The organism is Deltaproteobacteria bacterium (assembly GCA_016875225.1).
Classification (GTDB): Bacteria; Myxococcota_A; UBA9160; order SZUA-336; family SZUA-336; genus VGRW01.
In genome coordinates this window covers 92,241-114,554 of record VGRW01000003.1, presented here as the reverse complement: position 1 = coordinate 114,554, position 22,314 = coordinate 92,241, and the positions used below count along the sequence as shown (strand labels likewise).

23 protein-coding genes and 1 pseudogene are annotated in these 22,314 nt (G+C 68.9%); all 24 read left to right on the top strand.

The window, feature by feature from the left end:
• Positions 1–564, top strand: a 564-nt coding sequence (locus FJ108_01845; GenBank protein MBM4334642.1) for a type IV pili twitching motility protein PilT, incomplete at its 5' end; no start/stop codon positions are given.
• 20 nt (positions 565–584) lie between these two features.
• Positions 585–1,793, top strand: a complete 1,209-nt coding sequence (locus FJ108_01840) for a type II secretion system F family protein (GenBank protein MBM4334641.1) — start codon at positions 585–587, stop codon at positions 1,791–1,793.
• Between the two features lie 5 nt (positions 1,794–1,798).
• Positions 1,799–3,385 (top strand): PAS domain S-box protein, encoded by a 1,587-nt coding sequence (locus FJ108_01835; protein MBM4334640.1) that lies wholly within the window; start codon positions 1,799–1,801, stop codon positions 3,383–3,385.
• Between the two features lie 49 nt (positions 3,386–3,434).
• Entirely contained in the window at positions 3,435–4,814 is a 1,380-nt protein-coding gene (locus FJ108_01830) for a sigma-54-dependent Fis family transcriptional regulator (GenBank protein ID MBM4334639.1), read from the top strand.
• A 285-nt stretch (positions 4,815–5,099) separates the two neighbouring features.
• Positions 5,100–5,726 carry a prepilin-type N-terminal cleavage/methylation domain-containing protein gene (locus FJ108_01825; GenBank protein MBM4334638.1) on the top strand — a complete coding sequence of 209 codons (627 nt, stop codon included), beginning with the start codon at positions 5,100–5,102 and terminating at the stop codon, positions 5,724–5,726.
• A gap of 99 nt (positions 5,727–5,825) precedes the next feature.
• Positions 5,826–6,710, top strand: a complete 885-nt coding sequence (locus FJ108_01820) for a hypothetical protein (protein MBM4334637.1) — start codon at positions 5,826–5,828, stop codon at positions 6,708–6,710.
• A complete protein-coding gene (locus FJ108_01815) occupies positions 6,707–7,633 on the top strand; it encodes an ABC transporter ATP-binding protein (protein MBM4334636.1) in 927 nt (308 codons plus the stop codon). Before FJ108_01820 ends, FJ108_01815 begins: the two co-directional genes overlap by 4 nt.
• Positions 7,630–8,406, top strand: a complete 777-nt coding sequence (locus tag FJ108_01810) for an ABC transporter permease (protein MBM4334635.1) — start codon at positions 7,630–7,632, stop codon at positions 8,404–8,406. The genes FJ108_01815 and FJ108_01810 overlap by 4 nt, the downstream gene beginning before the upstream one ends.
• 20 nt (positions 8,407–8,426) lie before the next feature.
• Positions 8,427–9,215, top strand: coding sequence for a prepilin peptidase (locus FJ108_01805; protein MBM4334634.1), 789 nt, complete (start codon positions 8,427–8,429; stop codon positions 9,213–9,215).
• Positions 9,188–10,744 (top strand): HAMP domain-containing histidine kinase, encoded by a 1,557-nt coding sequence (locus FJ108_01800; GenBank protein ID MBM4334633.1) that lies wholly within the window; start codon positions 9,188–9,190, stop codon positions 10,742–10,744. Before FJ108_01805 ends, FJ108_01800 begins: the two co-directional genes overlap by 28 nt.
• Positions 10,713–12,131 carry a sigma-54-dependent Fis family transcriptional regulator gene (locus FJ108_01795; protein MBM4334632.1) on the top strand — a complete coding sequence of 473 codons (1,419 nt, stop codon included), beginning with the start codon at positions 10,713–10,715 and terminating at the stop codon, positions 12,129–12,131. The genes FJ108_01800 and FJ108_01795 overlap by 32 nt, the downstream gene beginning before the upstream one ends.
• 38 nt (positions 12,132–12,169) lie before the next feature.
• The gene (locus tag FJ108_01790; GenBank protein MBM4334631.1) at positions 12,170–13,243 is read left to right on the top strand and encodes a hypothetical protein; all 1,074 of its coding nucleotides are present in this window, start codon (positions 12,170–12,172) and stop codon (positions 13,241–13,243) included.
• Positions 13,244–13,360: 117 nt separating this feature from the next.
• Complete coding sequence (locus FJ108_01785) at positions 13,361–13,615, top strand: helix-turn-helix domain-containing protein (protein MBM4334630.1); 255 nt, start codon at positions 13,361–13,363, stop codon at positions 13,613–13,615.
• 13 nt (positions 13,616–13,628) lie between these two features.
• On the top strand, positions 13,629–14,696 hold the full coding sequence (pilM, locus tag FJ108_01780) for a type IV pilus assembly protein PilM (GenBank protein MBM4334629.1): 1,068 nt from the start codon (positions 13,629–13,631) through the stop codon (positions 14,694–14,696).
• Positions 14,693–15,316, top strand: a complete 624-nt coding sequence (locus FJ108_01775) for a hypothetical protein (GenBank protein ID MBM4334628.1) — start codon at positions 14,693–14,695, stop codon at positions 15,314–15,316. The genes pilM and FJ108_01775 overlap by 4 nt, the downstream gene beginning before the upstream one ends.
• Positions 15,317–15,329: 13 nt before the next feature.
• On the top strand, positions 15,330–15,968 hold the full coding sequence (locus tag FJ108_01770) for a hypothetical protein (GenBank protein ID MBM4334627.1): 639 nt from the start codon (positions 15,330–15,332) through the stop codon (positions 15,966–15,968).
• A 1-nt stretch (position 15,969) separates the two neighbouring features.
• Positions 15,970–16,479 carry a pilus assembly protein PilP gene (locus tag FJ108_01765; protein MBM4334626.1) on the top strand — a complete coding sequence of 170 codons (510 nt, stop codon included), beginning with the start codon at positions 15,970–15,972 and terminating at the stop codon, positions 16,477–16,479.
• Entirely contained in the window at positions 16,476–19,310 is a 2,835-nt protein-coding gene (pilQ, locus tag FJ108_01760; GenBank protein MBM4334625.1) for a type IV pilus secretin PilQ, read from the top strand. Before FJ108_01765 ends, pilQ begins: the two co-directional genes overlap by 4 nt.
• 25 nt (positions 19,311–19,335) lie before the next feature.
• Positions 19,336–19,878, top strand: coding sequence for a shikimate kinase (locus FJ108_01755; GenBank protein ID MBM4334624.1), 543 nt, complete (start codon positions 19,336–19,338; stop codon positions 19,876–19,878).
• 53 nt (positions 19,879–19,931) lie between these two features.
• Positions 19,932–20,441, top strand: a complete 510-nt coding sequence (locus tag FJ108_01750; protein MBM4334623.1) for a hypothetical protein — start codon at positions 19,932–19,934, stop codon at positions 20,439–20,441.
• A complete protein-coding gene (locus FJ108_01745) occupies positions 20,438–20,806 on the top strand; it encodes a roadblock/LC7 domain-containing protein (GenBank protein MBM4334622.1) in 369 nt (122 codons plus the stop codon). Before FJ108_01750 ends, FJ108_01745 begins: the two co-directional genes overlap by 4 nt.
• A 9-nt stretch (positions 20,807–20,815) precedes the next feature.
• Entirely contained in the window at positions 20,816–21,247 is a 432-nt protein-coding gene (aroQ, locus tag FJ108_01740) for a type II 3-dehydroquinate dehydratase (GenBank protein ID MBM4334621.1), read from the top strand.
• A gap of 1 nt (position 21,248) precedes the next feature.
• Positions 21,249–22,037, top strand: a complete 789-nt coding sequence (locus tag FJ108_01735) for a lipoate--protein ligase family protein (GenBank protein ID MBM4334620.1) — start codon at positions 21,249–21,251, stop codon at positions 22,035–22,037.
• Between the two features lie 51 nt (positions 22,038–22,088).
• A pseudogene (locus FJ108_01730) lies at positions 22,089–22,301 on the top strand (tetratricopeptide repeat protein).
• The last annotated feature ends 13 nt before the right edge of the window (positions 22,302–22,314 follow it).

Genomic DNA, 22,314 nt, shown 5'->3' with positions numbered 1-22,314 from the left:
GTCGGCGCGGACACGCAGAGCTTCAAGGCCGCGCTGCGCTACATCCTGCGCCAGGACCCGGACGTCGTGCTGGTCGGCGAGATGCGCGATCTCGAGACCATCGAGGCGGCGCTCACCTTCTCGGAGACCGGTCACCTGTGCCTGGCCACGCTGCACACCAATTCCTGCGTGCAGACGATCAACCGCGTGATCGACGTGTTTCCCGCGCACCAACAGGCGCAGATCCGCACCCAGCTCTCGTTCGTGCTCGAGGGCGTGATCAGCCAGACGCTGATCCCGCGCGCGAACGGTGGCGGGCGCGTGATGGGCCTGGAAGTGATGATTCCGAATCCGGCGATCCGCAACCTGATCCGCGAGGACAAGATCCACCAGATCTACTCGCAGATGCAGATCGGGCAGGACAAGTTCGGCATGCAGACGCTGAACCAGTGTCTCGCCGATCTGTACGGGCGGCGCCTGATCTCGCACGAGGACGCGATCAGCCGCAGCTCCGATCCGGACGAGCTGCAGAACATCATCTCGAGCGGAAACGCAGGTCTCCGCGCGAGGCAGAGGGCGAGCTAGCCGCGCAAGCGGGAGGGCATATGCCGACGTTCAACTGGGCGGGCAAGACGCGGGACGGTCTCGCGAAGAAGGGCGTGATCGTCGCGAACGACGTCGACGGGGCGATGGCCACGTTGCGGGCGCAGGCGATCACGCCGACGACGGTGAAGCCGAAGGCCAAGGATCTCTCCGAGATCGTCCCGGCGCTGCAGAAGAAGCCGACGACCAAGGACCTGGTCATGTTCACCCGGCAGTTGGCGACGATGATCGACGCCGGTCTGCGGCTCGTGCAGTGCCTCGACATCCTGGGAACGCAGCAGGAGAACGCGGCCTTCAAAAAGATCATCCTGCAGATCAAGTCCGACGTGGAGAGCGGAGCGACGTTCTCCGACGCGCTCGGCAAGCACGTGAAGGTGTTCGACCGCCTGTACGTGAACCTGGTCGCGGCCGGCGAGGTCGGCGGCATCCTCGACACGATCCTGAACCGGCTCGCGGCGTATCTGGAGAAGAACGAGGCGCTGCGCCGCAAGGTGAAGGGCGCGATGGTCTACCCGGCCTCGGTCACCGTGATCGCGGCGCTGGTCGTGGTTCTGATGCTGGTCAAGGTCATCCCGGTCTTCGAGAAGATGTTCGCCGACTTCGGCGGCGCGCTTCCCGCTCCGACGCAGATGGTGATCAACCTGTCGCACTTCATGCAGAGCTGGATCCTGTACATGATCGCCGGCGTGGTCGTGGTCGCGTACGTCTTCAAGCGCGTCTACGCGACGCCTGGAGGCCGCGCGTTCTTCGACGGCGTGTTCCTGAAGACGCCGATCTTCGGAAGCCTGCTGCAGAAGGTGGCCGTGGCGCGCTTCTCGCGCACGCTCTCGACCATGCTCTCTTCGGGCGTGCCGATCCTGGACGCGCTCGAGATCGTGGCGCGGACCGCGGGCAACGTGGTCGTCGAGCGGGAGATCCTGCGCACGAAGGGATCGATCGCCGAGGGCAAGACGATCGCCGAGCCTCTGCAGGGCTCGAAGGTCTTCCCGGGCATGGTCGTGCAGATGATCGCGGTCGGAGAGCAGACCGGCGCCATGGACGCGATGCTGGGAAAGATCGCCGACTTCTACGACGACGAGGTCGACACCGCGGTCGATGCGCTGACGTCCCTGCTCGAGCCGCTGCTGATGGTCGGGCTGGGCGGCTCGATCGGTTCGCTGCTGGTCGCGATGTATCTGCCGATCTTCAAGATCGCCGAAGTCGTCAACTAGCGCGGATGCCGGAGACGTCGCGACGCACGGCGCTCCCGGCGAGCGCCTTCGCGACGAGGCTCGCCGCGCTGGCGGCGATCTTCACGCTCTGCGTTCTGACGCAGGTGCGCGGCGCGGACGCCTACTCGGAGCGCGAACTGCAGGCGCTCTACGCTCTGGTGCTGGCGGGATTCCTGCTGGCGCTGGCCTACGGTGCGCTGACCGCCTGGAGCCGGTCGCCGCGCGTGCACCTGTTCGAGCTCGCTGGCGACGCCGCGCTGATCTCCGGCTTCGTGTACTGCTCGGGCGGCGCGCAGTCGATCTTCGGCTTCCTGTTCCTGATCTGGATCGTCTACGCGGCACTCACGCTCGGCTCGCGCGGCGCGCTGCTGGCGTGCGTGAGCGCCATCGTCGCGCACACGGTCGTGGTCTGGGGTCCGGCGTCCGGTTGGTTCCCGAGCTTCGAAGGCGAGGCCGGGCTGGATTCGCAGGGCGCGATCACCTCGGTGCTGGGCCACGCGCTCGCGTTCCTCGCGGTCGCGATCCTCGCGCGTCGGCTGGCCGTCGAGGTCCAGGCCGGGCGCCGCGAGCTCCACGAACTCGGAGAGATCCACCGCCGCATCGTCGACAACGTCTCGTCCGGACTGCTCACGGTGAGTCGCGACGGCCGGATCAGCTCGTTCAACCGCGAAGCCGAGCGCATCACGGGATGGGCCGATTCGCAGGCGATCGGGCGGACTCTGGCCGAGCTCTTTCCTGCGCTCGGGCCGATCGCCGCGCCGAGCCAGCAGGAGCGGATGCAGGTCCGGTTCGACCGGCGCGACGGCCGCAGGCTCCATCTGGGAATGTCGCTCTCGGAGCTTCGCGACCCGGGCGGCGAGAGCGACGGCGCGATCGCGATCTTCCAGGACCTGACGCGCGTGGTCGAGATGGAGGAGGAGCTGCGGCGCAGCGAGCGGCTGGGCGCGATCGGACAGCTCGCGGCGGGCCTGGCGCACGAGATCCGGAATCCGCTCGCGTCGCTTTCTGGAGCGATCGAGCTTCTGACCGCGGACCTGCCCAGCGGGGACGCGAGCTCGCAGACGCTCTCGCAGATCGTCCGGCGCGAGACCGCGCGGCTGAACCGGCTGGTCACGGACTTCCTGACCTACGCGCGCCCGGGCCCCGGACGCTTCGAGCCGGTCGAGCTCGTGGCTCTGTTCGAGGAGCTTGGTGCGTTGCTCGCTCGCGACGCCGCCTGCGGCATCGAGCTCGCGACGTCGATCGAGCCGGGGCTCCGCGCGCTCGGAAACTCGGATCAGCTGCGGCAGGTGTTCTGGAACCTGGTGCGGAACGCGGCCGAGAGCGAGCCGGTGGACGGCGTGGTCCGGGTGCGCGCGCGCAAGTGCGCGAGTGACTCCGAGCTCGAGATCTGCGTCGAGGATCGCGGCTGCGGCTTCGCGCCCGAGGCGCTCGACCGACTCTTCGAGCCGTTCTTCACGACCAAGCCCAAGGGCACGGGGCTGGGCCTTGCGACGGTGCAGCGCGTCGTCGAGGCGCACGGCGGGCGCATCGCGGGGGCAAGCGAGCGCGACAAGGGCACGACCGTGCGCGTGTTCCTGCCCCGCGCCTGATCTCAAGCGCGCGACGAGCGGTTCCGATCCGGCTTCGAGGAGTGGGTGTGTGGCGCGGATCCTGGTAGTGGACGACGAGACGAGCATGCAGGAGTTCCTGGGGATCCTGCTGCAGCGCGACGGTCACGAGACGACCACGTGCGGATCGGCGGACCAGGCGCTGGTCGCGCTGGAAAGCGACGACTGGGATCTCGTGATCAGCGACGTCCGCATGCCCGGCATGTCGGGCCTCGAGCTTCTCGACCGGGTGCGCGAGCTCTCCCCCGAGACGACCGTCATCCTGATCACCGCGCACGGCACCACCGAGTCCGCGGTCGAGGCGATGAAGCACGGGGCCTACGACTACCTGACCAAGCCTTGCTCGGTGGACGAGATCCGGCTGGTGGTCGACAAGGCGCTCGAGAAGCGCGAGCTCGCGCACGAGAACCAGCGCCTGCGGCTGCAGCTCCGCGATCAGAGCGCGATCCCGACGATCGTCGGAAAGACGGCGCGAATGCAGGAGATCTTCGGGCTGGTGCGCCAGATCGCGCCGACCCGCGCGAACATCCTGATCACCGGAGAGAGCGGCACCGGCAAGGAGCTGATCGCGCGCGCGATCCACAACCTGTCGGAGCGGCGCGACGCCGCCTTCGTCGCGGTGAACTGTGGCGCGATTCCCGAGAACCTGCTCGAGAGCGAGCTATTCGGCCACGTGAAGGGGTCGTTCACCGGCGCCTCCGCGAACAAGCCGGGGCTCTTCGAGGTCGCAAACGGCGGCACGATCTTCCTCGACGAGATCGGCGACATGGACCTCTCGCTCCAGGTGAAGGTGCTGCGCGCGATCCAGCAGCGCGCCTTCCAGCGAGTCGGCGGCACGAGCGAGGTGCACGTGGACGTGCGCATCGTCTGCTCGACGAATCGGCGCCTCGAGCAGGAGGTCCGCGAGGGGCGCTTTCGCGAGGATCTCTTCTACCGCCTGAACGTGATCGAGATCTCGCTGCCGCCGCTCCGCGAGCGCATCGAGGACCTGCCGCAGCTGATCCACCACTTCATGGAGAAGTTCTCAGCCGAGCTCGGCAAGGACGTACGCGAGCTCGAGCCGGAGGTCCTGCCCGCGCTCGAGGCCTACGCGTTTCCCGGAAACGTGCGCGAGCTCGAGAACATCGTCGAGCGCGCGGTGACTCTTGCGAGAACCTCGCGAATCACGCTCGAGTGTCTGCCCGAGAGCGTACGGCGCCCGGTCGCCGCGCAGGGGCCCGACAAGCGCATTCCGGAGGCGGGCGTCTCGCTCGACGCGTTGCTGGCCGCCTACGAGACCTCTCTGATCCAGGAGGCGCTGCAGCGCTGCGGCGGCGTGAAGAAGCGCGCGGCGTCGCTGCTCGGCGTCACCTTCCGCTCGCTGCGCTACCGGCTCGAGAAGCTCCAGATGGAAGATCCCGAGCCGCAGTGACGCGGCCTTCGGTGACGTTCCTCGTCACCAGGGCCCTCGCAAAACGTCACCCGGTGACGGGCGACACTTTCCGGGATCGACGCGGCCCGGGTGCGGCGATGCCAGCGACTCCGCATCGATCGCCCGCGCAGCTGCGCGCGCTCGAGAGTGCAGGTCGGCCCGGGCACGGCCCTTGCTCCTGCCCCGGTCAGCCCGGCGTTCGGGCAGTGGAGCCCAGGAGCCGGGCTCCGATTTCGAGTTCGAGTACAAAGCCAAGGAGAAAGCATGCACTCTGTGATTCGCAACATGAAGAAGCGTGAGGGTTTCACGCTGATCGAGCTGATGATCGTCGTGGCGATCATCGGCATCCTGGCCGCGATCGCGATCCCGAACTTCATCAAGTTCCAGCTTCGCGCGAAGGCCGGCGAGAGCAAGGTGAACCTGGCGGGCATCCGCACGGCCGAGGAGTCGTACTTCGCCGATGCCGGCAGCTACCTGGACTTCCCGGAGACCCCGGCGGCCATGGGTGGCCAGCTGAAGGTCCCGTTCAACGCGGCCGGCTGCCCCGCGCCGCTGTCGGCGTTCACGGCGGGCGACCCGGGCTTCTGCTGGATCGGCTGGGAGCCCGAGGGTGACGTGTACTACACGTACCAGCTCGAGACCCAGATCGCCTCGGCGGTGGTGGCCTCGCCGGCTTCGTCGAACCAGTTCGTGGTCGGGGCGGTGGCCGACATCGACGGCGACACGAACCTGAACAGCTGGGGCCTGAACCAGCCCGACATCACCGGCCTCGCGCCGGCGCCGGGCAGCTTCACGACGGCCGCTTGCGGCACCCTGGGCCCGGTGGCGGTCGACGCGACCGGTGCGGTGGTCTCGGTGCTGGCGCAGGTCGCGCCTTGCGAAGAGATCGACATGGGCCGCAACACGTTCTAATTCGCCCTGCTTCGATCGGGCCCGGCGGGACGGCGTTCGCCCTCCCGCCGGGCCCCTTTTCATTTAAGACGCTCGCGGGCGGCTCCGATTGCATGCGTGATGGTCGCGCGACTCGCCCGCATTCCGCTCGAGCTCCTGCTCCTGCCCATCGCGATCCTCGCCGGCTACGCGGCCCACGATGCGAACCTGCGCCTCGAGAGCCGCTTCGGCCAGGTCGCGCCCGACGGCGAGGTCGGCGTGCTTCCCGACGGAAACGTCCTGCGCGTCGCCTCGCTCGGCTTCGAGCGCGCGGTCGCCGACCTGTTCTGGATCCGCACCGTCTATTACGTCGGCGACGAGAACGCCACGGCCGCCAACTGGCCCTCCGCGGAGCGCCTGGCGAATCTGGTCACGGACATCGATCCGCAGTTCGACTCGGCCTACGTGGTGATGGCCTCGGTGCTCGGCGGCCTGCGCAAGGATCCGGACGCGGCGATCCGCCTGCTCGAGAAGGGTGCGGCGATCAGCAGCTACTGGCGAATCCACTTCCTGCTCGGCTTCCAGTACTTCATGGAGAAGTCCGAGCACGCGCTCGGCGCGAAGCACCTGGAGCGCGCCTTCGCGCTCGGCGGCCCGCAGTACCTGCAGTTCCTGATCAGCCGGCTCTATTCGCACGCGGGCGATCCCTCGACCGCGATGCAGTTCATCGCCGCGCGGCTCGCGAACGAGGAGACTCCCGAGATCCGCGAGCAGCTCCAGAAGCGCTACCGGGACATCTGGATCAATCGCGACCTGGCACGAATCGATGCCGCGATCGAGCGCTTCCGCGCCGCGAATTCCCGCGAACCGGTCTCGATCGCGGAGCTGGTGGCGTCCGGAGTGCTCGACGCCGCTCCTCGGGATCCCGACGGTGGCAGCTACTCGCTGTCGGACGGCCGCGCGAAGACGGACCTCGACTACGAGGTCATGAAGCTGAACATGCCCAGGGAGGGAAGTTCGTCGTGATCCGAACCAGCGCACTGCGGAAGGTCTACCGCACCGGCTTCTGGATGCGCGCGGTCGAGGCCGTGCGCGGCATCGACCTCGAGGTGAAGGCGGGAGAGATCTTCGGCTTCATCGGGCCCAACGGCTCGGGAAAGACCACCACGATCAAGATCCTGACCGGGCTCATGCTGCCGAGCGCCGGACATGCGTGGCTGCACGGTCTGCCGGTGTCGGACCCGATGAGCCGCGCGCGGCTGGGCTTCCTGCCCGAGGGCACGTTCTTCCACGACTACCTGACCGGCCGCGAGTTCCTCGACTTCCACGGAGCGCTGCTCGGAATCCCGAAGGCGACGCGGCGCGAGCGGATTCCGAAGCTGCTCGCGCGCGTCGGCCTCGCCGGCGCGGAAGACCGCCAGATCCGCCGCTACTCGAAGGGAATGCGGCAGCGCGCGGGGCTCGCGCAGACGCTGATCAACGACCCCGATCTGGTGATCCTGGACGAGCCGATGTCGGGCCTCGATCCGATCGGCCGCAAGGACGTGCGCGACCTGATCCTGTCGCTTCGCGACGAGGGCAAGACCGTCTTCTTCTCGTCGCACATCCTCGAGGACGCCGAGGTGATCTGCGATCAGGTCGCGATCATCCTGAACGGCCGGATCGTGACCCAGGGCTACCTCGACCAGCTGCTCGGCCAGGAGATGGTCGGAGCCGAGCTCGTGGTCGAGGCGATCGGCGAGGAGCTGCACGCGGAGCTCGAAAGCTGTGCGCAGCGCGCGGTCGTGCAGGGAGGCCGCTTCCTGTTCGAGTTCGGCGACGAGTCCGCGGCGGAGAAGGCTCTCGACCGTGTGCGCGCCTGCGGCGGCCGCGTGCGCAGCCTGGTGCCCAAGCGGCGCAGCCTGGAGGATCTGCTGATGGAAGGCCTGCGCCAGGAGGCGTCGCGATGAGCTCGCTCTGGCGGATCTGGGTGCTGGCGTCGAACACCTACCGCGAGGCGGTGCGCGACAAGCTGCTCTACAACCTGCTGCTCTTCGCAGGCTTGATGATCGCGAGCTCCATCCTGCTCGCGCAGATCCAGATCGGAAAGGACGACCGGATCTACCGCGACGTCGGGCTCTCCTCGATCGCGTTCTTCGGCGTGCTGATCGCGATCTTCGTCGGCATCAACCTGGTACACAAGGAGCTCTCGACGAAGACCGTCTACACCATGCTCGCCAAGCCCGTGCGCCGCTGGGAGTTCCTGCTCGGCAAGTACGCAGGGCTCCTCACCCTGCTCGCGGTCGAGGTCGGGATCATGAGCGCGTGCTTTCTGTGCGTGCTGGTCTGGACCGGCGCGATCTTCGAGATGGGCCTGGTCTGGAGCATCGTGCTGATCTACTGCGAGCTGGCGCTGGTGACCGCGATCGCGATGTTCTTCTCGAGCTTCACCACGCCGTACCTATCGGGCATGTTCACGATCGCAGTCTGGATCATCGGGCACCTGCTCGCGGATCTGCGTGCCTTCGGCTCGAAGTCCGATCTGCCGGGCCTGAAGGAGCTGCTCGAGGCGCTCTACTGGACGCTGCCGAACCTGGACCGCCTGGACATCAAGGCGGACGCGAGCGCGGGGCGCCCGATCGAGCTCGCGCGCGTGGCGGGTGCGGCGCTCTACGCCTGGCTCTACTCGTTCGTGCTCATGTCGGGCGCGGTGCTGCTGTTCCAGCGGCGCGACTTCCGTTAGCCCGCGCTAACGTCCTGGCGATGGACGAGCTCGACGCTCCGTTCCCGCTGCTCGTGGCCGTCGCGTTCGCACTCGGCGCCTGCATCGGAAGCTTCCTGAACGTCGTGATCTGGCGGCTGCCGCGCGGCGAATCGCTGCTCTGGCCCGGCTCGCGCTGTCCGGGCTGTCGCACGGCGATCCCCGCGTTCGCCAACGTGCCGATCCTCTCGTACCTGTTCCTGCGCGGGCGCTGCCGCGCCTGCGGGGTCGCGATCTCGATCCGCTATCCGCTCGTCGAGGCGCTGACCGGCGCGCTCTTCGCCGCGCTGCTCGCCGCGCACGGGCCGTCGGGAAGGCTGTTGATCGAGTGGGCGATCGCGTCGGCGCTGATCGCGGTGATCTTCATCGACATCGATCACTACATCATCCCGAACTGGATCACGCTTCCCGGGCTCGCGGCGGGACTTCTGATCTCGATCGCGGCGCCCTCGCTCGGCGTCGGCTTCAAGGACGCGACGCTCGGGGTTCTGATCGCGGGCGGCGCGTTCTGGCTGATCGCCGAGGTCTACCCGCGCCTGCGGGGAAAGCAGGGGCTGGGCTTCGGCGACGTGAAGCTCGTCGCGATGCTCGCGAGTCTGCTGGGGACGTCTGCGGCGATCGGGATCATCTTCTTGGGGTCGGTGATCGGGCTTGCGTACGGGATTCCGAAGCTGTTGATCGAGAAGAAGGGGATGGATACGCGGATTCCCTTCGGGCCGGGGCTGGCGATCGCGGGGTTGGTGTTCTTGTTCGAGCCGAGGCTATGGGCGCGGCTGGTCGACGTCGGCTGACCCTGCGGGGCGGCGTTCAGCTCGAGATCGTCGCGAACTTGTTCGTGATGATGTTCGCGGGGCTCGCGATCGTCGCGGTCGTGATGACGGGACTCTCGCTCCGCGCGCTTCGCGACGACGCGCTGGAGCGGCTGCGAATGGGCGCGCGCCATCTGGAGCGATCGCTCGACGGCGGCGCGCGGCGCCTGGGCGACCTGGCGGCGACCGTGCGTGCGAGCGGGCCGCGACTCTCGGGCGGGGAGTTCCGCGTGCTCGACGAGCGGGGCCGTGAACCCGGATTCGCCGTGCCGGGCGCGCGCGCGGACGAGCGCCTCGAGCTCTTGCTCGAGCTCGCGCGCGAAGACGGAGAAGCCGTCGAGCTCGGCAGCCTGGTCGGCGGGGACCTGACGCTCGTGCGCCGCCTGCGCTCGCCGGCGGGCGAGACGGGTTTCCTGGTCGGACGCGCGAGCGGAGACGAGATCTGGCGAAGGCTCGCGCCGGTGATCGGGTCGGCGGCCTGGCTGCTGTTCATCGCGACGATCGGATTCGTCGGCTTCGGCGCCTGGCTGCTCCGCCGCCGCGTGGTGTCGCCGCTCGCCTTGCTCGCCGCGGGAACGCGGCGGATCGCCGAGGGCGACCTGCGCGCGCGAATCGCCGAGCACGGGCCCGCGGAGCTCGAGGAGCTGGCGCGCGGCTTCAACCAGATGGCGGAGTCGCTGGAGCTCGAACGCGAGGCGCTGCTTCGGGCGCAGGAGTCGCTCTCGCGGAGCCGGCGCCTGGCGAGCCTGGGCCAGCTCGCGGCGGGTGTGGCGCACGAGGTGGGCAACCCGGTCGCGGCGATCCTCGGCTACGCCGAGGTGTGTCGGCGCGAGAAGACCGCGTCGCCGCGCACTCGGGAGCTGGCGGAGCTGATCGCCGACGAGGCGCTGCGCGTTCGCGCGCTCGTGCGCGAGATGCTGGATCTGTCGCGTCCGGAAGCGCTGCTGCTGGAGCGGGTCGAGCCGGGCGCACTCGTCGAGCGGGTCGCCAGCAGGATGCGACCCCAGCCGCTGCTCGCGGGCCTCGAGCTCGATGTGCAGGTGGAGCCGGGCCTGCCCGAGGTCGAGGTCGACTGGCGCCGCATCGAGCAGGTGTTCGTGAATCTGATCGAGAACGCGGCCCACGCGCTGCGCGCCGGCGGCGGGCGCCGGATCGAGCTCGCGGCTCGTTCCGGCCACGCACCGTCGCGACCGTCCCGGCGAAGCGGCGACGCGGAGCTCGCCAGCTATCTCGAGCTTCGCGCTCCCGATGGCGTCGCCTTCGAGGTGGTCGACGACGGGCCCGGAATCGATCCCGAGGACCTGCCGCGGATCTTCGATCCGTTCTTCACCACCAAGGGGCCCGACGAGGGGACCGGACTGGGGCTCTGGAACGCGCACCGGATCGCGGAGCTGCTCGGGGGAAGGCTCGAAGTCACGAGTCAGTCGGGGCGGACTTGCTTCAGACTGGTGCTGCCCGCGGCCGATACGCCAGCCGGAGATGTCCAAGCGCCGCGCACTGATCATCGATGACGAGAGCGGGATCCGCGCGAGCCTCGGGCTGATCCTCGAAGACGAGGGCTACGAGGTGCGCAGGGCCGCAGACGGCGACGAGGGGCTGTCCACGGCGCGCGTCGAGCGCTTCGACCTGGTGCTCTGCGACGTTCGGATGCCGCGGCGAAGCGGGCTCGAGATCCTGCCCGAGCTGATCCGCGCGCAGCCCGATGCGACCGTTCTGATGATGTCCGCGTATGGCCAGGTGGAGCAGGCGCTCGAAGCGGTGCGCAAGGGCGCCTACGACTACCTCGCCAAGCCGTTCCAAGCCGAGGAGCTGCTGCTCGCGATCGGAAAGGCGGAGGAGCGCGAGCGGCTCCGGCGCGAGAACCGTCAGCTGCGCCGCGAGCTCGGCCACGGCAGCGTGGACGGCGCGCTCGTCGCTGCGTCGCCCGCGATGCGCGAGATCTACGAGCTGGTCGAGCGCGCCGCCGAGTTCAAGACGACGGTGCTCGTGACGGGCGAGAGCGGAGTCGGCAAGGAGGTCGTCGCGCGCGCGGTGCACGGCCGTTCGGATCGGGCCGACCAGCCGTTCGTGGCGCTGAACTGCGGGGCGATCGCGGAGTCGTTGATCGAGAGCGAGCTCTTCGGGCACGTTCGCGGCGCGTTCACCGGGGCGGACAGCGAGGCGCGAGGCATGTTCCGGGAAGCGGATGGCGGGACGCTCTTCCTGGACGAGATCGGCGAGCTTCCGCTCTCGACGCAGGTGAAGCTGCTCCGCGTGCTCCAGGAGGAGGAGGTGCGGCCGGTCGGCGCCTCGAAGTCGCATCCGGTCGACGTGCGGATCGTCGCAGCGACCGCGCGCGATCTCGAGGCGATGGTCGAAGCGGGCACGTTCCGCGCTTTTCTCTTCTATCGCCTGAACGTGTTCCGGCTGCACGTCCCGCCGCTCCGCGAGCGGCCCGAGGACGTTCCGGCGCTCGCGGACCAGCTGCTCGCGGCGCTCTCGCGGCGGATGGGAAAGCAGATCGAGCCGCTCGATCGGGCGGCCGTCGCGGCGCTCGTCGCCTACGCCTGGCCGGGAAACGTGCGCGAGCTCGAGAACACGCTCGAGCGCGCGCTGATTCTCGCCAGCCAGTCACGGATCACGTCCGAGCTGTTTCCCTTCGTCGCACGGCCCGAGCCGAGCTCCGCGCCGACTGCCCCCGCGGCCGGCGCCGATGCCGACCCCGCGGAAGACCTGTCCATCAAACGGCGCGGGAGGGCACTCGAGGAGCGACTGATCCGCCTCGCACTCGCCCGCACCGCTGGAAATCGAACCCGAGCCGCTTTGCTGCTCGAGATCTCCGCACGCGCACTGCAGTACAAGCTCAAAGAGTACGGGATCGAGCCGCTCAATCCGCTTCCTCCCGGCTCCGATAGCTGATCCAAGCGGGAGCATTCGGACTTCCGATGGGGGGCGGCATGAAGCGGATCCTCGCGACGGCGATCACGCTTCTCTGTGTAGCGTGTGGCGACGACAGCGATCACGCCAGCACCAGCGGAGCGGTGACGGGGCGCGCAGCGCCCGCGCGCGGGGCGGAGAACTCGCCGCCAGAGATCATCTCCGCCGAGATCGAGCCCGAGGGCGCCTGGGCGAGCGAGCCGATGTCGCTCGCGATCGTAGCGAGCGACCCGGACCGCGACCGGGTGAAGCTCGAGATCGAGTGGTATCGGAACTCCGAGCGGGTCGCCGACCTGGACGGGGCGGACGTTCCCGCGGGGAGCTTCGCGCGCGGCGACCGGGTCTACGCGATCGTCTACGCGTCGGATGGACGGTCCGAGGTGACCCACCAGACCGGGGCGATCATCGTCGCGAACTCTCCGCCGTCGATCCGGCGTGTCGCGATCACGCCGATGCGGGCGACCGCGCTCGACCTGCTGCAGGCCGAGGTTGACGCTCGGGACGAGGACGGAGATCCGGTCGAGCTCAGCTACCGCTGGCTGCGCAACGGCCAGCCGATCGGCGACAGCGAGGGCCCGCGGCTCGAGCCCGGCGCGGGCCACCGCGGCGAGGTCGTCGTGCTGCAGGTCCGCGGCAGCGATGGAACTGCCGAGAGCGACTGGATCGCGTCGGCTCCCCTCACGATCGGAAACGCGCCGCCCGAGATCACCACGCAGCCGAACTACACGCTGTCCGGCTCGAGCCGCTACGACTACGAGGTGGCGGCGCGCGATCCGGACGGCGACCGCCCGCTGAAGTACGAGCTGGTCGAGGGCCCGCCGGGAATGGCGGTCGACATCGTGAGCGGCCGCGTCAGCTGGCAGGTGCCCGGCAGCGCCAAGGGCGTGTACCCGATCGAGCTTCGCGTGTCCGATCCGTACGGCGGGAAGACGACCCAGAGTTACTCGCTCGCCGTCGACTGGAGCGAGCTGCCGGCCAGCGCGGCCGCGCCTGCCACGCCCTCGCGCGCGACGGCCGCGCCTCCTGTGGAAGAACGTGACGGCGATTACACCGAAGAGGATCGAGTCGGGGAGGACGCTGGCGACGAGTTCTGAGGCGTCCCGCGCGCTGCGCGCGGCTGACGCCTAGGTGAGGGTCGCGAAGCCTCAAGTCGTGTTTTCGCCCCGCCGATCGGAACTCGATTTTCACGTCGGGCGTAACGGAGGGTCTCAGTGTCTGGGAACAAAGTTCGGCGAGTTCGAGAGGCGCTCATGATGAGCAAGGCAGAGTTGGCCCGGAAAGCCGGGCTCTCGACTCTCACCATCGATCGCGTCGAGGCGGGCAAGACCTGCAGGCTCGACACCAAGCGGAAGATCCTCCACGCGCTCGGCTTGCGGGTGGCCGACAAGGACTCGGTCTTCGGTGACCGGTCGATCGAGCATTTGATCGCAACACACATCAGCGACGCCCACACGGGCGGAAACTGAGACGGGGTCGACGATGTTCTCCTTCGGGAAGAAAACGGTCATCGGGCTCGACATCGGCTCCAGCCAGGTCAAGGCGGTGGAGCTCGAGCCGCACGGCTCGAACTTCCGGCTGCGCGGCTACGGCTTCGCGCTGCTTCCGCCGGAGGCCATCGTGCAGGGCTCCTTCATGAACGCGCCGGCGATTTCCGCCGCGGTCTCCGAGGCCTGCGCGATGGGCGGCTTCAAGTCCAAGGACGTCGTCACGTCCGTGTCGGGCCACTCGGTGATCGTGAAGCGGATCACGCTTCCGGCGCAGAGCAAGGAGGAGCTCGAGGAGTCGATCCGCTGGGAGGCGGAGCAGTACATCCCGTTCGACATCAACGAGGTGAACCTCGATCACCAGATCCTGCGCGAATCCGGCGTCGACGGTCAGATGGACGTCCTGCTGGTCGCCGCGAAGAAGGACCTGATCGACGACTACGTGAGCGTGATCAGCGAAGCCGGGCTCTCGCTCCTGGTGATGGACGTCGACGCCTTCGCGGTCGGCAACATGTACCAGCACAACTACCAGCCCTCCGACGACACCACCGTCGCGCTGCTCGATCTGGGAGCGTCGGTGATCAACATGAACGTGATGAGCGGCTCGGTGCCGGTGTTCACGCGAGACATCACCTCGGGTGGCAATCAGTACACCGAGGAGATCCAGAAGACCCTCGGCATCAGCTTCGAGGAGGCCGAACGCATCAAGGTCGGCGGCCGGCCCGGCGAGACCAGCAAGGACGTCGTCCCGCAGGAGGTCGAGGAGTCGATGCGCGAGGTCTCCGAGACGATGCTCGCGGAGATCCAGCGCTCGCTCGACTTCTACCGGGCCACCGCCACGAGCTCGCGCCTGGAGCGTTTGCTGCTCTGCGGCGGCGCCGCGCGCGTGCCGGGGCTGGAGCGGATCTTCCACGACCGGCTCGAGATTCCGGTCGAGATCGCCAACCCGTTCCAGCGCGTGGACATCGCGTCGAGCGCCGGAGACGAGGAGATGATCCGCGAGCTCGGTCCGTCGCTGTGCACGGCGATCGGTCTGGGCATGCGGCGAGGAGACGACACGTGATTCGAATCAATCTACTCCCCGTCCGGGAGGCCCGACGGGCTGCGAACCTGCGCAAGCAGGGCGTGTTCCTCGGCGGCGCCGTCGGCGCGGGGGTCGCGATCTCGCTCTTGATCTCCATGTACATGACCGCGCACATCTCGCACGAGCGGACGCTGATCGCCGCGCGCGAGGCGGAGCTGAAGAAGCTCGAGGCCGTCCAGAAGGAAGTGAAGCGGTTCCAGGACGAGCAGCAAGCGATCGAGCAGAAGCTCGCGATCATCGACCAGATCGAGGCGGCGCGAACCGGTCCGGTCCGGATCATGGACGAGATCGCGACGCGGATCCCCCAGCGAGTCTGGCTCACCCGACTCACCGCGAAGGGCGGCGTGCTCGAGATCGAGGGAAACAGCATCGACGCGGAGATCGTGGCGGACTTCGCGGCTGCGCTCGAGGAGTCACCGATGCTCTCGGGCGTCGACCTGCGCGAGACCAAGCTCGAAGAGACCGAGGGCCTGAAGCTCTCGGCCTTCAAGATGACCGCGCAGTATCCGTACCTGAAGGAAGCGCCCGCGCCGACGCAGCCGCAGGGCAGGAAGGCGCAGCGCCGCGGAGCCAGGGCCGCGGCCGGCGCGGAAAAGTAACAGGGAGCGCGAGATGGCGATCAGCGACAGTTTGAACGCGCAGCAGATCCTGCAGAGGCTGGACCGTCTGCCGCAGTTCGCGCGCTACGGGATCCTGGCGGGCGTCGCGCTCGCCGTGGTCGGCCTCTACCTGCTGCTCTTCTTCGGCGGCGATCAGAACTCGCTGCACACGCTGCAGAACAAACGGGCCAAGCTCGAGCAGAACATCCAGGCCGCCAAGGCGGTGGCGAACAACCTCGAGAGCTTCAAGCGCAAGCGCGAGGAGCTCGAGAGCCAGCTGAAGTCTGCGCTCGAGAAACTTCCCGAGTCGAGCGATCTGCCGGCGCTGCTCACCAACATCACGGGTCTCGGCAAGAGGTCCGGGCTCGAGATCCAGACCTTCAAGCAGGGCAAGAAGATCGACCGCGGCTTCTACTCGGAGCAGCAGATCGAGCTGGAGTTCGCGGGCGCCTATCACGACATCGGCCTGTTCTTCGACCGCGTCGCGAGCCTGTCCCGAATCGTGAACCTGTCGGATCTCACCTTCAGCGTGGCGAGCGAGACCAGCGAGACGCCGCAGCTCAAGGTCAAGGGAATCGCAGCGACGTTCTACTTCAACGAAGCGAGCACGGGCGCCGCGACGACTGCGCCGAAGACGGCGGGAGGGGAGTGACATGAGCGGCCTCCGGACGCTCCGATTCGCCTTTGCGCTGGCTCTTGCGCTGGCATTCTCGAGCGGCTGCTCGGACGACGATGCGGCGAGCGCGGCTGCCAAGAGCGCCGCGCCCCGGCCGACGAGAGCCGCTGCGCCCGAACCGGCGGCCCTGGCGCCGGAGTACCACTACGACCCGACCGACAAGGTCGATCCGTTCCGCTCCTATGTGCGCCGCCAGGTCACGTTCGATCCCGAGGGCAGCGCCTCGCCGCTCGAACGCTTCGATCTCACCCAGCTCGCCGTGATGGGAATCATCTGGGGTCTGGAGGAGCCGCGCGCGCTGGTTCGGGACCCGACGGGCAAGGGGTACATCGTTCGAGCGGGAACGCCGATCGGGAAGAACAAGGGCCGGATTCTGCGCATCGAGGACAACAAGGTTGTCGTGAAGGAAACGTATCTCGATCACCTGGACCGAGCGACGACCAAAGAAGTCGACCTCGAGCTCTACGTAAACGGAAGGAAGGGATGATGACTCGGCAGGGGGTGTCACTCACCATGTGGACGCTTCGAATGATTGCTGCGGTCGCATTGGCCGTGCTGCTTCCGGGAGCGCATGCGCTGGCCGGGGAGACCAAGACGATCTCCTCGGTCGAGGTGCAGGGCGAGGACGGAGTCACGCGGATCGTCCTGCGCGGCGCAAAGGATGCGATCTACACCGCATTCATGCGCGAGGATCCGCCGCGCCTGATCCTGGAGCTTCCGGACGTCGCCTTCGAGGGCGTCTCCACGCCGATCAGCGTGAAGAACGGCCTGGTCGAGGACGTGACGCTCGGGGCGTTCGGCGACGCAAAGGCGGGACACGGAATGGCGCGGGTCTCGATCGCGCTGGCGACGGCCTCCGACTACGAGGTCAAGCCGCAGGGCGACGAGATCGTGGTCGAGCTTCGCGCCGGCGCCGTGGCCGCAAGCCAGCCCGGCCCGCCCGAGGTCGCGCCCGAGGCCGCACCCGAGCCGGCGCCCGAGGCCGCTGCAGTCGCAGCCCCGACCGAGACGGCCAGCGCGCCGGCGTCGGCGCCTGCCGCTCCGAAGCTCCAGAGCGCGAAGATCCAGAGCATCGTGGCGATCGCGGAGGGCGTCGAGATCGGCGCGACCGGTCCGATCGACAACGTCGACAGCTTCGCGCTCCAGAACCCCGACCGAATCGTGATCGACCTGTTCGGCGTGAAGAGCGGAATGCGCCTGGCGAAGCAGAGCTTCAGCGAGGGCGTGGTCTCGCAGGCGCGGATCGGCGAGCACCCGGACAAGGTCCGGGTGGTGCTCGATCTGCGCTCGCCTGCGGGCAAGCCCACGGTGGTGCCGACCGCGCAGGGCGTGCGCGTGGAGCTCGCGGCCGCCGAGAGCGCGACTGCGGCCAAGCCCACGGAGATGGCGAGCAGCGTCCCCGCCGCGCCGGCCGCCGAGTCGACGGGTCCGGAGCCGGAGCCGAGCGGCGACCCGTCCGTCCAGTCGGTTCACTTCGAGTCACTGCCGACTCATGACCGCGTCGTGATCACGCTCGGCCGGAAGGTCAAGGCGTCTCAGTTCGCGCCAGACGACTCGACGCTGATCGTCATGCTCAAGGACGCGACGATCGACGAGGCGACCGAGCGGCGCGTGGACACCAAGGAGTTCGGCGGACCGATCGAGCTGTTCTCGGTATTCAAGACGCCCGACGTGCCGAGCCCCGAGGTGCGCGTCGTGCTGAAGCGCAACGTCTCCGAGCCCGCGACGCTGACCTGGGAAGGCGCGCAGCTCCGGATCGAGATGGCGCGCCCCGCCGGCTCCGCGGCCGCGCTGCCCGCACCGGCCGCGGCCACCGACGCGACCGCGCAGGCGACTTCCGAGACGCTGCCCACGAGCGCCGACGCGGACATGCCGAGCGCGGACGCGACTGAGCCGGCGTCGGCCGACGAGTCGCCCGCTCCTGCAGCGCCTGCGCCCGAGGCCGCGAAGGCGGCCGCGGCGCCTGCCGCGCCCGCGAGCGCCAAGGCCGGATCGCAGGGACAGGTCGCCTACGACCCGTTCCTGGATGGCCCGGCCGACCCCGCGTCGATCGACCTGCTCGAGGAGGGCGGCTTCGACGAGGGCAAGGCCTACCAGGGCCGGCGCGTCTCGCTCGACTTCAAGGACGCCGACATCGCGAACATCCTGCGCCTGATCGCCGAGGTCTCCGACCTGAACGTGATCGCGGGCCAGGAAGTCACCGGCAAGGTGACCATCCGCCTGGTCGACGTGCCCTGGGATCAGGCGCTCGACGTGATCCTGCTGACGAAGGGCCTGGGCTTCGTGCGGATCGGCAACATCCTGCGCATCGCTCCGGTCGAGACGCTCAAGCTCGAGAGCGAGGCCCGGCTGCAGGACCGCCGCTCGCGCGAGAAGCTCGAGGACCTGGTCGTGAAGCTGCAGCCGGTGAACTTCGCCAAGGCCTCGGACCTGGGCAAGCTGGTCAAACGCCTGCTCTCGGGGCGCGGCTCGGTGAACGTCGACGACCGCACCAACACGCTGATCATCAAGGACATCCCGTCGGTGATCCACGAGGCGACGGCGCTCGTGAAGGCGGTCGACACCCAGACGCCGCAGGTGCTGATCGAGGCGAAGATCGTCGAGGCGACGCTCAACTTCTCGCGCGGCCTGGGCGTGCTCTGGGGCGTGGGCTGGGATTCGCCGACCGACTCGGCCGACACGATCCAGCCGAACCTGCTGCCGGGCCTGGGCCTGCAGCAGAACAACTTCCTGACCGGCAATCCGATCGGGAACCCGACCGGGCTGCTCAACCTGGGCATCCTCGGCCTGGACGACAAGCTCCAGCTCGACATGCAGCTGCAGGCGGGCGAGGAGAACCGCCAGGGCAAGGTGATCTCGTCGCCGCGCGTGGTGACGCTGGACAACAAGCAGGCCGTGATCAAGCAGGGCGTCGCGATCAAGTTCACCGAGGTGACCTCGGACAAGATCAACACGTCCGGGGTGGACGCGGTGCTGGAGCTCAAGGTCACGCCGCACATCACCGCCAACCGCTCGATCATCATGAAGCTCGGCGTGTCGAAGAACTCGCCGAACCTCTCCACGGCGACCGGCGACATCGTCGGCATCAACAAGAACGAGACCAAGACCGAGGCGATCCTCCGCGACGGCGAGACGATGGTGCTCGGCGGCATCTACGTGGTCGACAACGGCCACGGCTCCACCAAGGTCCCGTTCCTGGCCGACATCCCGGGCATCGGCACGTTCTTCCGCAACAAGGAAGTGAAGGACGAGCGCCGGGAGCTGCTGGTCTTCGTGACTCCGCGAATCGTGCAGGGCGTTCAGGCCGACGTGCAGTGACGCGGTGCTATGCTCCCCGACCGGAATGTCGGGGAGCGGGCGAAGCGACCGGTGCGTGCTCTTGACCGGGCCGATGGGCTCGGGCAAGAGCCGCGTCGGTCGCGCGCTCGCGAAGCGGCTCGGGTTCCGCTTCATCGACAGCGATGCCGAGATCGAGAAGACGGCGGAGCTTTCGATCGCCGAGATCTTCGCTCGCGAGGGCGAGGCGGGCTTTCGCAAGCGCGAGCGGGCGGCGCTCGAGGCGCTGCCGACCCGGCGCTGCGTGGTCGCGCTCGGCGGCGGTGCGGTCGCATCGGCGGAGAACCGGCTCGTGCTGCGCGAGAAGGGCCGGCTGGTCTGGCTCGACGCTCGGCCGGAGACGATCGTGGAGCGGATCGGTGCGGCAGCCGAGCGCCCGCTTCTCGCCGGTCTGGATCGCGGAGGCAGGCTCGCGAAGCTCGCGGAGCTGCGCGAGGCACGTCTTGCGGCCTACGCCACGGCGGAGATCCGGATCGAGACCGACGCGCTCGGCGCGGACGAGGTCTGCGCGGCGATCGTCGACGCGCTCGGCGCTGGAGCTGCGCCGTGAGCTCATCTCTGCGCGGGCGCGGTCGATAAGGAATGGATCCTGGCGGGGGCGCAATGAGCGTGGACGAATCGACGCGGATCCGGATCGAGCTGGCCCGCGGCCACTGGCAGATCGGCGAGCGCGACGATGCCGTCGTCTGCGTCGAGCGGGCGGCTGCCGCGGCGCCCTTGCACGAGGGGCTGCTCGCGCTCGTCGAGAGCTGCCTCGAGGATCTGGAGACGGGCGGCTCGGAGGAGCTGGCGCTGCGACTGGCCGCGCTGCGCGCGAGGATCCTCGACGCGCAGGACGAGCTCTCCTCCGCGGAGATGCCCGCGCCGCTCGCGACCCCGACGGTGGCGCGGCTCCTGGCGGAGCAGGGCCACCCCGAGCAGGCGCTGCTGATCGCGGCCGACGTGCTGCGGCGCAATCCCGAAGACGCACGCGCGCTCGCGGTGCGGGCCTCGCTCGAGAGGCCGCCCGAGCCGGAGCGAGTGCCGTCGGGTCGGAACGGGCGGATCGTCGCCGAGCTGGAACGCTGGCTCGGGAATCTCGTGCGACGAAAGCAGGGAGGCGCGTGGGCATGACGTTTCGAGAGATCCTCCAGTCACTCGTCGACCAGACCCCGGGCGCGCTCGCCGCGGCGGTGATGGCCGGAGACGGTGTCGCGATCGACGAGTACGCGCGCCCCGGCGCGGGCGTGGACCTGGGCGCGATCGCGATCGAGTTCGGCCGGATCTTCCACCAGTCCCAGAAGGTCGCCGACGCGCTCGACGGCTCGCGCGACGGCGCGCTCGCGGAGATGCTGCTCGTGACCGGTGCGAGCCAGGTCTTCTTCCGACAGCTCGACGAGGACAGCTTCCTCGTGATGGCGCTCGACGCGACCGGTCTGGTCGGCAAGGCGCGCTATCTGGTGCGCGTGCTGCTGGAGGAGATCCGCGAGGCGCTGTAGGCTGGGCGAATGAAGATCCTGGTCCTGCACGGCCCGAACCTGAATCTGCTCGGCGAACGCGAGCCCGAGGTCTACGGGCGGACGACGCTCGCCGAGATCGACGCGCGGCTGCGAGAGCTGGGCGCGAAGCGCTCCGCCGAGGTCGAGTCGTTCCAGTCGAACCACGAGGGCGCGCTGCTCGACCGGATCCAGTCCGCCCGCCGGACCCACCAGGGGATCATCATCAACCCCGGCGGGCTGACACACACCAGTGTGGCGCTTCGCGACGCGCTGGTCGCGTGCTCCCTGCCGGTGATCGAGATTCACCTCTCGAACATCCACGCTCGCGAGGAGTTCCGGCAGCGCTCGCTCGTGGCCGGCATCGCCCTCGGGCAGATCTCGGGGCTCGGCGCCAAGGGCTACGAGCTGGCGCTCGAGGCGCTGCTCGACCGGCTGAAGTAGGGTGCGGGCGCGGCGCTTCCGCGTCCTGCAGGACGGGCCGGGGCCGGCGGACTGGAACATGTCGGTCGACGAGGCGCTCCTGCTCGAGGCGCCGGTCGCGGGCCCGGTCCTGCGCTTCTACGCCTGGAGAGCTCCGGCGGTCTCGCTCGGCTATCGCCAGGCCGCGCCGGGCTGGCTCGACCGCTGCGACGCGCTCGGCGTCGAGGTCGTCCGGCGTGTCACCGGTGGCGGGGCCGTCCTGCACGCGAACGACCTGACCTACGCCGTGATCGCGCCGCCGGGCACGCCGCCGCTTCCCGACGATCTGTCCGGCAGCTACGGCTGGATCCGCGCGCGCCTGCTCGAGGGGCTGCGCGCGGCGGGGTTTTCGGCTCGAGCGGCAGTCGAGCGCGCGGGCGCCTCGCGGCTCGAGCTCTGCTTCGCCGGGGCGACCGGCTACGAGGTCGAGCTCGACGGGCGCAAGCTGATCGGGAGCGCGCAGCGCAGAACCCCGTTCGGGCTGCTGCAGCACGGCTCGATCCGCATCTGCGACGACTCCGCGCTCTACCGCGCGGTCACGGGCTCGGAGCCGGCGCCGGTCCCGCGGCCGGGAATCGATGCGGCGGCGCTTCGCCGCGCCATCACCGATAGCTTCGAAGCCGCGCTCGGAGCCCGGCTCGAGCCGGCGTCGCTGTCGCCAGCCGAGCGCGTCCGGGCCGAGGCGCGGATGGCGCAGCGATGGAGCGATCCCCTCCGCGCGCCAGCCCTTTCCCTAAGAAGATTCCCCGAAGCCGCCGATAGGATTGCGTAGCGAGGACCCCCCGAGCAGCGCGGTCTTCGCCAGCCTAGCGAGGACCGACCCCTGGCCTTCACGCCGAAGAAGCGCAAGACGCTCGAGTCCGCGCAGAAGTACGCCCAGAAGGGGTCGTACGACAAGGCGCTGCTCGAGTACGAGAAGCTGCTGAAGGCGGATCCGAAGGATTCGAATCTGCGGCTGAAGATCGGCGACCTGCACCTGAAGAAGGGCGACAAGGCCAAGGCGATCGCGACCTACACCGAGGTCGCAGAGCTCTTCTCGCGCACCGGAT

What these genes read in the sequence shown, in the direction of transcription:
- FJ108_01840 (MBM4334641.1), top strand. Translation starts at nt 585, where the DNA reads ATGCCGACGTTCAACTGGGCGGGCAAGACGCGGGACGGTCTCGCGAAG.
- FJ108_01835 (MBM4334640.1), top strand. Translation starts at nt 1,799, where the DNA reads ATGCCGGAGACGTCGCGACGCACGGCGCTCCCGGCGAGCGCCTTCGCG.
- FJ108_01825 (MBM4334638.1), top strand. Translation starts at nt 5,100, where the DNA reads ATGAAGAAGCGTGAGGGTTTCACGCTGATCGAGCTGATGATCGTCGTG.
- FJ108_01820 (MBM4334637.1), top strand. Translation starts at nt 5,826, where the DNA reads ATGGTCGCGCGACTCGCCCGCATTCCGCTCGAGCTCCTGCTCCTGCCC.
- FJ108_01810 (MBM4334635.1), top strand. Translation starts at nt 7,630, where the DNA reads ATGAGCTCGCTCTGGCGGATCTGGGTGCTGGCGTCGAACACCTACCGC.
- FJ108_01805 (MBM4334634.1), top strand. Translation starts at nt 8,427, where the DNA reads ATGGACGAGCTCGACGCTCCGTTCCCGCTGCTCGTGGCCGTCGCGTTC.
- FJ108_01800 (MBM4334633.1), top strand. Translation starts at nt 9,188, where the DNA reads ATGGGCGCGGCTGGTCGACGTCGGCTGACCCTGCGGGGCGGCGTTCAG.
- FJ108_01795 (MBM4334632.1), top strand. Translation starts at nt 10,713, where the DNA reads ATGTCCAAGCGCCGCGCACTGATCATCGATGACGAGAGCGGGATCCGC.
- FJ108_01790 (MBM4334631.1), top strand. Translation starts at nt 12,170, where the DNA reads ATGAAGCGGATCCTCGCGACGGCGATCACGCTTCTCTGTGTAGCGTGT.
- pilM (MBM4334629.1), top strand. Translation starts at nt 13,629, where the DNA reads ATGTTCTCCTTCGGGAAGAAAACGGTCATCGGGCTCGACATCGGCTCC.
- FJ108_01770 (MBM4334627.1), top strand. Translation starts at nt 15,330, where the DNA reads ATGGCGATCAGCGACAGTTTGAACGCGCAGCAGATCCTGCAGAGGCTG.
- FJ108_01765 (MBM4334626.1), top strand. Translation starts at nt 15,970, where the DNA reads ATGAGCGGCCTCCGGACGCTCCGATTCGCCTTTGCGCTGGCTCTTGCG.
- pilQ (MBM4334625.1), top strand. Translation starts at nt 16,476, where the DNA reads ATGATGACTCGGCAGGGGGTGTCACTCACCATGTGGACGCTTCGAATG.
- FJ108_01755 (MBM4334624.1), top strand. Translation starts at nt 19,336, where the DNA reads ATGTCGGGGAGCGGGCGAAGCGACCGGTGCGTGCTCTTGACCGGGCCG.
- FJ108_01750 (MBM4334623.1), top strand. Translation starts at nt 19,932, where the DNA reads ATGAGCGTGGACGAATCGACGCGGATCCGGATCGAGCTGGCCCGCGGC.
- FJ108_01745 (MBM4334622.1), top strand. Translation starts at nt 20,438, where the DNA reads ATGACGTTTCGAGAGATCCTCCAGTCACTCGTCGACCAGACCCCGGGC.
- aroQ (MBM4334621.1), top strand. Translation starts at nt 20,816, where the DNA reads ATGAAGATCCTGGTCCTGCACGGCCCGAACCTGAATCTGCTCGGCGAA.